The organism is Sphaerisporangium sp. NPDC088356, from assembly GCF_040685555.1.
Classification (GTDB): Bacteria; Actinomycetota; Actinomycetes; order Streptosporangiales; family Streptosporangiaceae; genus Sphaerisporangium.
In genome coordinates, this window is record NZ_JBFBIK010000083.1 from 1 (window position 1) to 13,181 (window position 13,181).

Here is a 13,181-nt window from a genome sequence, read left to right on the forward strand (position 1 = left end):
CACGGGCATCGCCGTGAGGCGCTGACCGGCCCGGTCACTCAGGACTTGATCTGCGGGAGGGAGCTGGTGGGATACCGCTCGCCGGCGACGGCGTCCCTCGGCGCGGCCTTCTCCAGGTTCGCCAGCTCGTCCTGCGTGAGCGCGATGTCGAGGGCGGCGACGTTCTGCTCCAGGTAGGTACGGCGCTTGGTGCCGGGGATGGCCACGATGTCCTCTCCCTGGGCGAGCACCCAGGCCAGGGCCAGCTGCGCCGGGGTGACTCCCTTCGACTCGGCCACTTCCTGGATCTGGGTGACGAGCCGGTGGTTGGCGTCGAAGTTCTCACCCTGGAAGCGGGGGTTGTGCGCGCGAAAGTCGGTGGCGTCGAACTGGTCGGCACTGGTGATCGTGCCGGTGAGGAACCCGCGGCCGAGCGGGCTGTAGGCGACGAGCCCGATGCCGAGCTCCCTGAAGGTGTCGAGGATCTGGTCCTCGGGGTCGCGGGTGAACAGGGAGTACTCGTACTGGCCCGCCGTGATCGGGTGGACGGCGTGAGCACGGCGCACGAGGTCGGGCGAGGCCTCAGAGATGCCGAGGTGGCGCACCTTGCCCGCGGCGACCAGCTCGGCCAGCGCGCCCCAGGTCTCCTCGACCGGGACCGACGGGTCGACGCGGTGCTGGTAGTACAGGTCGATGTGGTCGACGCCGAGGCGCTCCAGGGAGGCGTCGCACGCCTGGCGCAGGTAGTCGGGCCGGCCGTTGACGCCGATCCTGGTGCCGTCCTCGGCACGCTGGATGCCGAACTTCGTGGCCAGCACGACCTCGTCCCTGCGCCCGGCGATCGCCTTGCCGACGAGCCGCTCGTTGGTGAACGGCCCGTACATGTCGGCGGTGTCGAGGAAGGTGACGCCGAGGTCGAGGGCCCGGTGGAGGGTCGCGGTCGACTCGGCCTCGTCGCCCGGACCGTAGAACTCGCTCATGCCCATGCATCCGAGGCCGAGGGAGGAGACGGTCAGGCCCTGTCCGAGGGTTCGCTGCTTCATACGTGATTCTCCTCGATGCTCTTGCGGTAGATATCGATCTTGTTGTCGATGAGCGTCAGGTCGTCCCTGAGCTGTTCGATGCGGGACGCGACCTGCGCGCGGTGGACGAGGAGGAGTTCCAGGCGTTCGCGCGACGTCGGCAGGCCGTTCCCGGCGAGCTCGGCGTAGCGCCGCATGCCGGCGATCGACATGCCCGTCGCCCGAAGCCGGGAGAGCAGGACGACCCAGTCGAGGTGGCGCTGGGTGTAGCACCGGTGGCCGTTGACCCCGCGCGGAGGCGGGGAGGGCAGCAGTCCCGCGCGCTCGTAGTAGCGCAGCGTGTGGGCGGTCAGTCCGGTGCGGCGTGCGACTTCGGCGATCGTCATCCCCTCGTCCATGTCCTCCAGTCTCGGTGTTGGAGCGCACTCTAAGTCAAATGGATCATGTCGACCCACTTGGTGAAGGCGACGGGACACGGCAGAGGGTCTGCTCTCGCGCGCGCTTATGCCGCGTGTTCCCGGCTGGGCCGCAGCGCGTCGACGACGGCTCGGGGGTCGTCGGCGTAGAAGCGGATCGTACGGGCCTCGGCGCGGCGGCCGAGGGGGCGTACGGCGGTGATCGGCTCGGTCAGCTCGACGATCACGTTGGTCTGGGAGGCCACCGCCACGGACAGCCGGTGGCCCTTGGACCTCACCGTGCCGTTCTCGTTGAAGTTGCGGACGTGCCGCACTTCGGCGATCTGCTCGCGCGGGACACGCAGGTCGAAGAACGCGCCGTAGCGGATGCGCAGCTCTACGGCGGAGACGACGTGGGGCCGGGTGACACAGGCCGCGATGACCGCGAGCACGATCAGTATCGTGTAGGCGTCGCCCACCAGGATGAGCGTGCGCAGGCCGGCCGGTGCCCCGAACGCCCGCAGCAGGATCTCCGCGCCCACCAGCTCCACGACCATCGCGAACAGGAACAGCGTCATCGTGGAGGTCTGTGCGCGGTGGTAGGAGACGGCGGTGGCGCCGTGCGGCACGCCGTGGCGACGCCGTGCGACCCACAGGGCGAGGCTGATCATGCCCTTCAGGTCGAACCCCATGATCCGTCGCACCTGTTCGGGGACGAGCCGGCGATAGGCCGCCCGCGCCGCCGTCCGGCGGTCCGCGCCGCCCCGGCGCTCGGCGCCGAACAGCCGGTACGCGGTCGCCGCCTCCAGGACGAGCACCGCGACGACGGCCGCCTCGGCCACCGCGATCAGCGGGCCCGGCAGTGGCACGCCCGACACGAGCAGAACCGCGAGCACCAGCTCCACGGGGGCCATGGCGAACAGCGCGGCACGCGCGATCCTCAGCATCACCTTCGCTCTTTCAGCGTGAGCACCAGCAGGACCCCGAGGCGGTGGTAGTGGCGCACGGTCCAGGTGGACACACCGACCGGCGCCGCGAGCTCGCCGAGCCTCATGCCCTCATTGGACACGTGACGCTACGGCAAGGTCAAGCGCCACCGACTCTGGCCATCCAGCAGGAGGAGGCACCGCGACCTGCCGCCCTACCTCTTCCCGGTGGATCTTGGTGTCGTGTCGGCCGGTGACTGCTTCGCCCGTTCCCCGGTTGCCGCGAGGTTTCGTCCTGAGATCTCCTCGCCGTTCCGATCACCGAGTTCACGGAAGATGGCGGCGGCTTTGACATGGGCGGTGACCGCCTCATCGAAGCGCCCCACCTTGCCCAGGGTGATGCCGAGATTGTCCAACGCTCTGGCCTCGCCGTGCCGGTCGCCGCTGTCGTCGAAGATGGCGGCTGCACCGGTGTGGGCCACGACGGCCTCATCGAAGCGCCGCACCTGATCGAGGGCGTTGCCGAGATTGTCGAGAGCCGTGCCTTCTCCGTGCCGGTCGCCGGTCTCGCGGAAGGCGGCGGCGGCGTTCCGCAGGGTGGTGATGGCCTCCTCGCAGCGCCGCACCTCGCGCAGGGCGATGCCGAGGTTGTTCAGCGCACCGGCCTCGCCGTGCCGGTCGTCGGTCTCGCGGAAGACGGCGGCGGCACCGGTGTGGGCCGAGATGGCCTCATCGAAACGCCCCACCTCGGCCAGGGCCAGGCCGAGGCTGGTCAGCGCTTCGGCCTCGCTGTGGCGGTGGCCGGTGTCGCGGAGGATGGCGACGGTGTTCCGCAGGGTGGCGATGGCCTCATCGAAGCGCCGCACGTGGGCCAATACGGTTCCGAGGTTGCCCAGGGCCACGGCCTCACCCTGGCGGTCGCCGATGTCGCGGAAGATGGTGGCGGCGTTCCGCAGTGCCGCGACGGCCTCGTCGAACCGCCTCATCTCACGCAGGGCGAAGCCGAGGCTGACCAGCGCCGCGGCGTTGCCCTGGCGGTAGCCGGTGTCCTGGAAGATCGTGGCGGCGCTCCGCAAGGCGGCTACGGCCTCATCGAAGCGTCGCACGGCGGTGAGGCCGGCTCCGAGAATGCTCAGCGCACTGCCCTCGCCCATGCGGTCGCCGAGCCCGCGGGCGGCCTCCCGAGAGACGGCGGACAGGGTGATCTGGTCGTTGAGGTGCCGCCGCCAGGTCAGGAAGAGGGCCAGGGCGATGGGAAGGTCACGGGCGAAGGCGTGAATGCCCCGGGCGGCGGCGGTGTGCGTGGCCGCCGACAGGTTGAGGTGTTCGGCGTCCAGCCACATCAGCGCCTGCTCACGGGCGTCGGGTCCGCCGGAGGTGGTGTCACGGTTGGGGTCCAGATGCGGGACGGCGGCCTGTGTGGTGATCAGGTAGTACTGCAGCAGCGCGTCGAATGCCTGAGCCCGGCCGTCGGCCTCGGCAAGGGCCTCGCCGTGCTGGTCGGCGAACAGGCGTACCAGGTCGTGCGTCCGCCACCGGCCGTAGGTGCTGCCGGGCTCGATCAGATGCGCTCGTGCCAGCCCCTCCAGCAGCCGCCGGACCGGAGCGGCGACGGCTGGATCCTGTCCGGTCAGCACGGCCGCGGCCGAGGTGGAGATGTCCGGGCCCGGGTTGACCGGCAGCAACCGGAACAGCCGCGCCTGCGCCGGGGGCAGGTGCCGGTAGGACAGCTCGAACGCGGCCCGCACCGCGACATCGCCGTATTCCAGCTCTGTCAGCCGCGAACTCGCGTCGGCCAGGTCCGCGACCATCGCCGGAAGCGGCCGGGCGGGATCATCGGCCAGCAGGGCGGCCACGATTCGCAGCGCCAGCGGCAGGTACCCGCACAACCGCGCCACCTCGGCGGCGTCGGCTGGATGGTCGCCAACGCGCCTGTCGCCGGGGCGGGCCACACCGATGACGCGACCGAGCAAGGTCATCGCCTCGTCAGGCGTCAGGACGTTCAGATCCAGCAGGCGGGCGTCCAGCATGCCCAAGGTGTGGCGGGAGGTGACGATCGCCCGGCAGCCGGAGGCCGCGGGCAGCAGCGGCCGCACCTGATCGGGGTCGGAGGCGTTGTCGACCACCACCAGGATCGGCCGTCGCGCCTGGGCGTAGGCGCTGAGCGCCGAGACGTACAGCCGTCCCCGTTCTTGGGTGCCGGAGGGGATGTGCTCGCCGGGGATGCCCAGCGCGCGCAGGAACCCTTCCAATGCCTGGCCGGCGTCCAGGCGGCGGCCGGGATCGTAGCCGAACAGGTCGACGAACAGCACTCCGCCGGGAAACCACTCCAGCGTGAGCGCGGTGCGGGCGGCCTGGATCGCCAGCTCGGTCTTGCCGACCCCGCCCATTCCGGCGACCGCCGTCACGGCCGGCGCGGGGATCACCTCCCCGGCCGATGACGGCCGCCCATTTCCGGCGGGGTGGGGGGCCAGAGCGTCCAGCAGCGCCTTCAGGTCATCGGCGCGGCCGGTGAACGCCGAAGAGCCCGCCGGTAGCCCGGACAGCGCCGGAGTGATCCGTGGCGGCAAGCGGACGGTGATGTCCCGGCCCTGGATCACCGCGGAGAAGAAGACGCCGCCGCTGATCTGGTTGTGGGGGTCATCGGGCGTCACCGCGTCACCCTTCGGCCGATGGAGCGACAGGAGACTGGGGGGTGGGCGCGCCGGGGGCGACGCCGCGCATGTCGCGCCCCTGGATGACCGGAGCGTGGAAGGTGCCGCCGGTGATCTCGTTGCGCACCCTGCCGGTACCGTTCTGGTCACCAGGCGGGGTACCGCCCGGTGCCACGCGGGTCATGGGTTCCGGTGGTGCTTGTGCCCGCCCGGTACGGCGGGTGCCGAACGTGCCGCAGAGCGCGAGGACCAGGCCGGCCAGCCCGATGAACGCGCCGATCACACTGGCCGACCGGTCGGCGTCATCCAAGCCGACCCGGGCGAAGTAGACGCCCATCGTGATCGCGGCTCCGGCGAAGAGGGCACCGCCCGCCCATTTCAGAACTCGTCCTGACATGTCTGCATCATCGCGTAGCGAGAAGATGGCGGAAGGTGATCGGGCGCAAGTTCATCCGAACGTTGCAGACTCCCGCCGTGTGCTGTTCCGGGTGGTCCGCCGGACCAGGTGCGCTAGAGGGGTGGTTACCGGCTTTCACGGCTCTCACCTGGGCGGATGGCATTCTCCGGCGGGCGCCGTTTCAGGCTGCCCTGCGCTGGTTTCGATCGCTGTTAAGACGTCGTTGACAAGGGGTAAACGTTCATCTTTGATTACTTCTGTCGCGCTTTGTTCGGTCTGGTCGCACCAAACCGACCCGAACCTGGAGTCGCGGCGACGGCTTCTGCCTTTCATGAACTTTTCACCGGATGCCGCGGCGTTGCCGCATCCGGGTAACGGCTCCACGGCACGGCCGCCGGTGGCGAAACGCGCCACGGGCTGTCGACGGCGTACCAACTCTGATCTGCGACCGTACCCACGCACCAACTGACAGCGGACCTTTCCACCCCCCGAATGGTGCGCCCACCCCCTGCTGCGGCAGGTCGTCACCGCCATGACGGCCTGCCGAGGTCCGCCTTGGGACGGCGCGGACGAGAGGACCATCGATGCGTTGGAACCTGAGGCGGCTCCGTGCCGCCGGGCTCGGCTTCGCCCTGGCCGCCGGGTTGACCATGGTGACGCCCGCGCTGGCGCAGGCGGAGTCGAACGGTGGCGTGCCGGTCATGCCCCTGGGTGACTCCATCACCGACGGGTTCAACGTGCTCGGCGGCTACCGCATCAACCTGTGGCAGCGGATGGCCTCAGGAGGGTACACGGTCGACTTCGTCGGGTCCGGGTTCAACGGGCCGGCAAGCCTTGGCGACCACGACCACGAGGGCCACTCGGGCTGGCGGATCGACCAGATCGACGCGAACATCGTCGGCTGGCTGCAGAGCTACACCCCGCGCACCATCCTGCTGCACATCGGCACCAACGACATGGGCCAGAACTACGACATCGCCAACGCGCCGGCTCGGCTGTCCGCGCTCATCGACAAGATCCGGGCCAACGCGCCGACGGTCGAACTCTTCGTCGCGCAGGTCACGCCGGCCGCCGACCCGGCGTTCGAGTCGCGGATCCAGGGTTTCAACGCCGCCGTCCCCGGAATCGTCGCGCAGAAGGGGCCGATGACCCACCTGGTCGACATGCACACGGGGTTCACCACCGCCGATCTCGCCGACGGTCTCCATCCGAACGCGGGCGGCTACGACAAGATGGCGGCACGCTGGTTCTCGGCGCTGCAGTCGGTGCCCGGCAGTCTCACCCAGGCGTCCGTACCGCCGGTCGGCACTGCCGTCTCACTGGTCAACCCGCAGTCGAACCGCTGCCTGGACGTGTCCGGGGTCAGCACCACCCCCGGCGCACAGGTGCACATCTGGGACTGCCACGGCGGGACCAACCAGCGCTGGACCCGTACCACGGCCGGTGAGCTGCGCGTCTACGGCGATCGCTGCCTCGACGTGAACGCCAACGGCACGGCCAACGGCACGAAGGTCCAGATCTGGACCTGTAACGGCGGGACGGCGCAGAGGTTCACATTCAACGCGAACGGCAGCATCGTGGGTGCCGGGTCGGGCAAGTGCATCGACGTGAAGTCGAGCGGAACCGCCAACGGGACGCTGGTGCAGCTGTACGACTGCAACGGCACCGGAGCGCAGCGCTGGTCCGCGCGATGACCGCCGCTGGAGAGGCGCCCGGGTCGTGAGCGGGGCGCGGCGGACAAGTGTCAGTGTGCCGGGGTCGCGTCTTCGAGGTCCGGCAGGGGTACGGCGCCCATCCGTTCGGCCATCAGCTAGGACTCCCGTACGGCGTCCGGTGCGTACCCGCGCACGTCGGCCTCGAAGTCGCGAACGGGCCTGGCTCGCGGCACCCATGGGGCGCAGGACGATCATGAAACTCCTGATGCCGGACAGGCCGAGCGTGCCAGGCTCGCCCGTATGACTTTCGCTCCCAAGAGTTCTGCCGGGCAAGCAGACACCGCAGCCCCCACGCAGCCGCCGTGGATCCGTCCAGTTCCCGAGGGTTCTGCCGGGCCCGCAGAGCGGGCTGTGCCCAACGACTACGACAGCTTCGCCGAAGCGTACTCGGCCGAAAACGAGACCAGCCTCCTCAACGCCTACTACGAGCGACCCGCGATCCTGGATCTGGCCGGTGACGTGGCCGGCCGGCGGATCCTCGACGCCGGCTGCGGCTCTGGCCCCCTGTCCGCGGCACTGCGCGACCGGGGTGCCATCGTGACCGGCTTCGACTCCAGCACCAAGATGCTGGAGCTGGCCCGGCAGCGGCTCGGCAACGGCGCGGCCCTGCACCTCGCCGATCTGGGCAGCCCGCTGCCGTTCCCCGACGCCGCGTTCGACGATGTCGTCGCGTCCCTGGTCCTGCACTACCTGGAGGACTGGACGGCACCGCTCGCCGAACTGCGGCGCGTGCTGACACCCGGCGGCCGGCTGATCGTGTCCGTTAATCACCCTTTCGCCGACTACCTGCAGGCCGGTCCCGGTGCCAGCTACTTCGGGACCCGTAAGTACTCCGAGGAATGGACCCTCGGCGGGCACAGCGCCCTGATGAGCTTCTGGCGCCGGCCACTGCACGCGATGACCGACGCCTTCACCGCGGCCGGCTTCCGGATCGCCGTCATCAGCGAACCGTTCCCCGCACCGGGCGCCCGCGAATTGTTCCCCGACATCTTCGCGGACAAGCCCTCGGGGGCCTTCCTGTGCTTCCTGTTCTTCGTTCTTCAGGCCGACTGATGCCGTATCAGGCCACGTTTGCCTTGGCGACGACCGCTCGGAGGCGGCGGTCGTCGGTGAATACGAACCGGACCTGTGGATTTCGACCCGGGCTACCCGACCGACATCAACAGCGGACCCCGGCCGTGGGTCTTCGGCGACCGGGAAGCCGCGCTGGAGGGCCGGACCCGTTTCCTCGCCATCTAGGCCGGCTTCGTGGCGGCGGACCCGGCCGGGCGCGCCAAGGTCCACGGGTACCACGTCGCCGGCCGCTCTAGTGGACGGAGAAACCGCCGTCGACGCATATGGTCTGGCCGGTGATGTAGGAGGCCCCGTCGCCGGCCAGCAGGACGGCGGCTCCCATGAAGTCGGCGGGCACGCCGTTCCGCCCGATCATGGATCGGGCCGCCAGGGCCTCGACGCGGCCGGGGATCGCCTGTGCCGGTTCGGTGAGCGGGGTGAGCACGAACCCGGGCACGATCGTGTTGCTGCACACCCCGTGCCGTGACCACGCCTCGGCCTGTGAGCGGGTGAGGCCGGTGATCGCGGCCTTGCTGACGCCGTACGCGCCGCTCTCGCCGAACGCGCTGATCGACTGCTGCGAGCCGACGTTCATGATGCGGCCCCAGCCGCGCGCGGCCATGCGGGGGCCGAAGTGCTGGCCGAGCAGGTAGGGGGCGGTGATGTTGACCCGCATCGTGGCGTCGTAGTCGCCGAGGGTGAGCTCGCCCATGGGTCGTCGGATGTTGTTGGCGGCGACGTTCACGAGGATGTCGATCTCGCCGAAGAACGTGGCGGCCTGGTCGCACACGCGCTGGACGGCCGCGGCGTCGCCGAGGTCGGCGCTGATGGTCGCGGTGCGCACCCCGTGGCCGCGAAGGCGGTCGGCGGCGTCGGCCAGCTCACGTTCCCTGCGGGCGACGATGACCACGGCGGCCCCGGCGCGGCCGATGGCCTCGGCCATGGCGTGCCCGATGCCGGAGCTGCCGCCGGTGACCAGGGCGGTGCGGCCGGACAGGGAGAACAGCTCCTTGAGGTACTCGTCCGGGCTGTGCGTGTCGTGCTGGGAGATCACGGGGCAGAAGTTATCACCACGTGCCGTACAGCTCGGCGGCGGCCGTGCTGAGCTTGCGCATGACGTCGTCGAGCTGCCGGAGGGTGTCGAGATCGAGGCGGTCGAACAGGCGGCGGTAGCTGGCGAGGCCCGCGTCGGCGAGCTCCTCGGTCATGCGCCGCCCCGCGTCGGAAAGCTCCACCCGGCGGATGCGGCGGTCGCTCGGATCCTCGCGGCGCGTGACGAGCCCCTGGGCGACGAGCCGGTCGACGATGCCGGTGACGGTGCCGAGGCCGGTGCCGAGGGTGTGGGCGAGCTCCTGGCCGGAGACCGAGCCGCGGTTGGCCAGGATGAGGGCGACCTTGAGCTGCTGCATGGTCAGGTTGACGGCGAGCAGCGGCATGGAGCGATCGTGGGCGAAGACTCGCCCGAGGGCGTCCTGCGACTCGCCGATCCGAGCGATCAGCTCTTCTCTCTCGTCCACTTCTACCTTTCGCCCCGGGCTTGATCAGGTTACCAGGAGTTCACGGTGGTGCTAAATATTCGTGTAAGGCGAAGTGTTAGCATTGCCCAAAACTCCAAGGTTTCGCAAAATCCCGGAAGGTCCACGTCTATGACCGCATTGGCAAGGCTGAGCCTCGCCAGCCGCAGCCTCGTCATAATGATCGCGGTTGTGATCAGCGCGTTCGGTGCCTTCGCGATCCCATCGCTGAAGCAGCAACTGCTGCCCTCGCTGTCGTTCCCCGGGGCGTTCGTGGTGGCGCCGTACGCCGGCGCCTCTCCCGACATCGTCGAGGAGCAGGTCACCAAGCCGATCGAGAGCAGCCTCCAGGGCATCGCCGGTGTCACCGAGGTCACCTCGACCTCCCGGGAGGGTTCGGCCCAGATCCAGGTGTCGTTCGAGTACGGCACCGATATCGAGGCCGCGGTCGCCAAGCTGCAGCAGGCGGTCTCCCGGCTCGGCGCCCAGCTGCCGAGCGGCGTGGAGCCCACGGTCGTGGCGGGCAACACCGACGACATCCCGGTCATGGTGCTGGCGGTGAGCGACGGCGGCGACCAGCGCGGCATGCTCGACAAGCTGGAGCGCATCGCCGTCCCCGAGCTGCAGGGCGTCAACGGGGTACGCGAGGTCTCGGTCACCGGGGCCGGCAAGCAGACGGTCGTCATCACGCCGAACCTGCTGAAGATGGCGTTCCTCGGGCTGTCACCGGCGTCGATCCCCGACGTCCTGCGGGCCAACGGCACGCCGATCCCGGCGGGCACCCTCACCGAGGGCGGCAAGGCGCTGACCGTGCAGATCGGCCGGCGGATCTCCTCGATCGACGACCTGAAGAACCTGTACCTGACGCCGCAGGCTCCGGCCGCGCAGCCCCAGACCCCCTCGCGCGCCCAGGGACAGCAGGCGGGTCAGGGACAGGCGGCGGGTCAGGGACAGGCGGCGACGGGCGCGGCGCGGTCCGGCGCGGCGCAGGCGGCACCGGCCGCTCCCAAGCCGGTGAAGCTGGGAGACGTCGCGACGATCGAGGAGAAGCCCGCCGACGCGACGACGGTCACCCGCACCGACGGCAAGGCGAGCCTCGGCATGTCGATCACGATGACGCCCGACGGCAACGCGGTGCAGATCTCCCACGACGTGGGCGACAAGCTCGCCGGGCTGACGCGGGCACTCGGCGACGCCTCCGAGATCACGGTGGTGTTCGACCAGGCGCCGTACGTCGAGCGGTCGATCGAGGACCTGTCCACCGAGGGCCTGCTGGGCCTGGTGTTCGCGGTGATCGTCATCCTGCTCTTCCTGCTGTCGCTGCGCTCGACGATCGTGACGGCGGTGTCGATCCCGCTGTCGGTGGTGATCGCCCTGATCGCGCTGTGGGTGGGGGACTACTCGCTGAACCTGCTGACGCTCGGCGCGCTGACGATCGCGATCGGCCGGGTGGTGGACGACTCGATCGTGGTGCTGGAGAACATCAAGCGGCACCTGGCGTACGGCGAGGAGAAGCGCCAGGCGGTACTGGCGGCCGTGCGCGAGGTGAGCGGCGCGGTGACGGCGTCCACGCTCACCACGGTGGCGGTGTTCCTGCCCATCGCGTTCGTGGGCGGCATGATCGGCCAGCTGTTCGCGCCGTTCGCCATCACGGTGACGGTGGCGCTGCTCGCCTCGCTGCTGGTGGCGCTGACCGTGATTCCGGTGCTGGCGTACTGGTTCCTGAAGGCGCCGCGGCTCTCTGAGGAGGAGGCGCGGGCCGTACGGGCGCAGGCGGAGGCCAAGGAGCTGCGCAGCCCTCTTCAGCGGATGTACCTGCCGGTGCTGAGGTTCGCGACGCGGCGGCGGTTCGTGACGCTGCTCCTCGGGTTCGTGATCTTCGTGGGAACGCTGGCGCTGGCGCCCGGCCTCAAGACGAACTTCATCGACTCCTCGGGCAACGACACGATCTCGGTGACGCAGAAGATGCCCGCCGGCACCGACCTGGCGACCACGGACGCGGCGGCCAAGAAGGTGGAGGAAGTGCTCTCCGCCACCAGAGACGTCGCGTCGTACCAGGTCAACGTGGGTATGGGGGGTGCGTTCTCCGGCGGTGTCGGGGGATCGGCCGACAGGGCGTCGTACTCTGTGACGGTCGCGAAGGGCGTGGACACCCCGGTGCTGGAGCAGACCCTGCGCGACCGGCTGGCCGCGCTGCGGGACGTGGGCGAGGTGACCGTCGGCGGGCAGGGCGGCGGCGGGTTCGCATCCGACCGGGCCGAGGTGATCCTTCAGGGTCCTGACCAGTCGTCGCTGCAGTCGGGGTCCGACACGGTGCTGGCGGCGATGAAGCAGATCGACGGGCTGCGTGACGTGACCTCCAACCTGGAGGCGAGCGCGCCGCGCGTCGAGGTCAGGGTCGACAGGCAGAAGGCGGCGGCCAAGGGGCTGACCGAGGCGGGCATCGGGCAGGCCGTCGCGCAGGCGTTCCGGGGCGCGCCGATCGGCCAGATCACGCTGGACGGCCGGGCGAACGACATCATCCTGCGGGCGGGCGGCAACGCCCCCGGCGATGTGGCGGCGGTACGGGCGCTGAAGCTGCCGGCGGTTTCCGGCCTGGTGAAGCTGTCGAGCGTGGCCGAGGTGCGACAGGTCGCCGGTCCGACGCAGATCACCCGCAAGGACGGCGCCCGCACGGCGTCGGTGTCGGCGTCGGCGACCGCGAGCGACCTGGGCAGCGTGACCGCGAAGATCACCGACAGGATGAAGTCGCTGACCCTGCCCGCCGGAGTGACCTACAGCATCGGCGGGGTGAGCGCCGACCAGAGCGAGGCGTTCTCCCAGCTGGGCCTGGCGATGCTGGCGGCCATCGCGATCGTGTTCATGATCATGGTGGCGACGTTCCGCAGCTTCGTGCAGCCGCTGATCCTGCTGGTGTCGATCCCGTTCGCGGCGACCGGCGCCATCGGGCTGCTACGGGTGACCGACACCCCGCTCGGCGTCCCCGCGCTGATCGGCATGCTGATGCTGATCGGCATCGTGGTGACCAACGCGATCGTGCTGATCGACCTGATCAACCAGTACCGCGAGCAGGGCATGAGCGTGGTCGACGCGGTGGTGGAGGGCGGCCGGCGCCGGCTGCGGCCGATCCTGATGACCGCGATCGCGACGATCTGCGCGCTGACGCCGATGGCGATCGGGCTGACCGGGTCGGGCGGGTTCATCTCCCAGCCGCTGGCGATCGTGGTGATCGGGGGCCTGGTGTCCTCGACCTTGCTGACGCTGGTTCTGGTGCCGACGCTGTACACGATCGTCGAGCGCACCAAGGAGCGTTTTCGCGGCAGGCGCGGCAGTACGCCGGACCCGGAGGTCACGGTGTACGACAAAGAGGCCCTCGCCTCCCGGTAGGTCCTACGCGGGCCCCGTTCCCTCCGCTCGCGGGGAGGACGGGGCCCGCCGTCGTTCCGGGCGGGTGGCGCACAGGGCGGATCGCCGCCGGGCTGGTGGACGGCGGGGACAGGGGCGCCGCCGGGCGGGACGGGAGGCG

10 protein-coding genes are annotated in these 13,181 nt (G+C 70.1%); 3 read left to right on the plus strand and 7 right to left on the minus strand.

Annotation, left to right across the window (positions count from 1 at the left end):
* Window positions 1–38: 38 nt before the first annotated feature.
* The 5 genes from AB0O34_RS25750 to AB0O34_RS25770 all read right to left on the minus strand — a co-directional run bounded on the left by AB0O34_RS25750 (window position 39) and on the right by AB0O34_RS25770 (window position 5,373).
* A complete protein-coding gene (locus AB0O34_RS25750; protein WP_363919475.1) occupies window positions 39–1,022 on the minus strand; it encodes an aldo/keto reductase in 984 nt (327 codons plus the stop codon).
* On the minus strand, window positions 1,019–1,387 hold the full coding sequence (locus AB0O34_RS25755; RefSeq protein WP_363919477.1) for a MerR family transcriptional regulator: 369 nt from the start codon (window positions 1,385–1,387) through the stop codon (window positions 1,019–1,021). The genes AB0O34_RS25750 and AB0O34_RS25755 overlap by 4 nt, the downstream gene beginning before the upstream one ends.
* 116 nt (window positions 1,388–1,503) lie before the next feature.
* Complete coding sequence (locus AB0O34_RS25760) at window positions 1,504–2,343, minus strand: hypothetical protein (protein WP_363919479.1); 840 nt, start codon at window positions 2,341–2,343, stop codon at window positions 1,504–1,506.
* 194 nt (window positions 2,344–2,537) lie between these two features.
* On the minus strand, window positions 2,538–4,976 hold the full coding sequence (locus AB0O34_RS25765) for a tetratricopeptide repeat protein (RefSeq protein ID WP_363919481.1): 2,439 nt from the start codon (window positions 4,974–4,976) through the stop codon (window positions 2,538–2,540).
* 4 nt (window positions 4,977–4,980) lie between these two features.
* Complete coding sequence (locus AB0O34_RS25770; RefSeq protein ID WP_363919483.1) at window positions 4,981–5,373, minus strand: hypothetical protein; 393 nt, start codon at window positions 5,371–5,373, stop codon at window positions 4,981–4,983.
* Between the two features lie 584 nt (window positions 5,374–5,957).
* Between AB0O34_RS25770 and AB0O34_RS25775 the strand changes: the two genes are divergently transcribed.
* Entirely contained in the window at window positions 5,958–7,067 is a 1,110-nt protein-coding gene (locus AB0O34_RS25775) for a ricin-type beta-trefoil lectin domain protein (RefSeq protein ID WP_363919485.1), read from the plus strand.
* A gap of 372 nt (window positions 7,068–7,439) precedes the next feature.
* A complete protein-coding gene (locus tag AB0O34_RS25780; protein ID WP_363919487.1) occupies window positions 7,440–8,141 on the plus strand; it encodes a class I SAM-dependent methyltransferase in 702 nt (233 codons plus the stop codon).
* Between the two features lie 253 nt (window positions 8,142–8,394).
* Here AB0O34_RS25780 and AB0O34_RS25785 read toward each other — a convergent pair whose 3' ends face one another.
* Window positions 8,395–9,195 (minus strand): SDR family oxidoreductase, encoded by an 801-nt coding sequence (locus AB0O34_RS25785; RefSeq protein ID WP_363919489.1) that lies wholly within the window; start codon window positions 9,193–9,195, stop codon window positions 8,395–8,397.
* Window positions 9,196–9,208: 13 nt separating this feature from the next.
* The gene (locus AB0O34_RS25790) at window positions 9,209–9,658 is read right to left on the minus strand and encodes a MarR family transcriptional regulator (protein WP_363919491.1); all 450 of its coding nucleotides are present in this window, start codon (window positions 9,656–9,658) and stop codon (window positions 9,209–9,211) included.
* A 129-nt stretch (window positions 9,659–9,787) separates the two neighbouring features.
* On the opposite strand from AB0O34_RS25790, the gene AB0O34_RS25795 reads away from it, so the two are divergent.
* Window positions 9,788–13,042: an efflux RND transporter permease subunit gene (locus AB0O34_RS25795; RefSeq protein WP_363919493.1), complete on the plus strand. Its 3,255-nt coding sequence runs from the start codon at window positions 9,788–9,790 to the stop codon at window positions 13,040–13,042.
* Window positions 13,043–13,181: the final 139 nt, after the last annotated feature.

Bases quoted from the DNA above. Each gene is read 5' to 3' on its own strand.
- AB0O34_RS25775 (WP_363919485.1), top strand. From the start codon at position 5,958: ATGCGTTGGAACCTGAGGCGGCTCCGTGCCGCCGGGCTCGGCTTCGCC.
- AB0O34_RS25795 (WP_363919493.1), top strand. From the start codon at position 9,788: ATGACCGCATTGGCAAGGCTGAGCCTCGCCAGCCGCAGCCTCGTCATA.
- AB0O34_RS25760 (WP_363919479.1), bottom strand. From the start codon at position 2,343: ATGCTGAGGATCGCGCGTGCCGCGCTGTTCGCCATGGCCCCCGTGGAG.
- AB0O34_RS25755 (WP_363919477.1), bottom strand. From the start codon at position 1,387: ATGACGATCGCCGAAGTCGCACGCCGCACCGGACTGACCGCCCACACG.
- AB0O34_RS25770 (WP_363919483.1), bottom strand. From the start codon at position 5,373: ATGTCAGGACGAGTTCTGAAATGGGCGGGCGGTGCCCTCTTCGCCGGA.
- AB0O34_RS25750 (WP_363919475.1), bottom strand. From the start codon at position 1,022: ATGAAGCAGCGAACCCTCGGACAGGGCCTGACCGTCTCCTCCCTCGGC.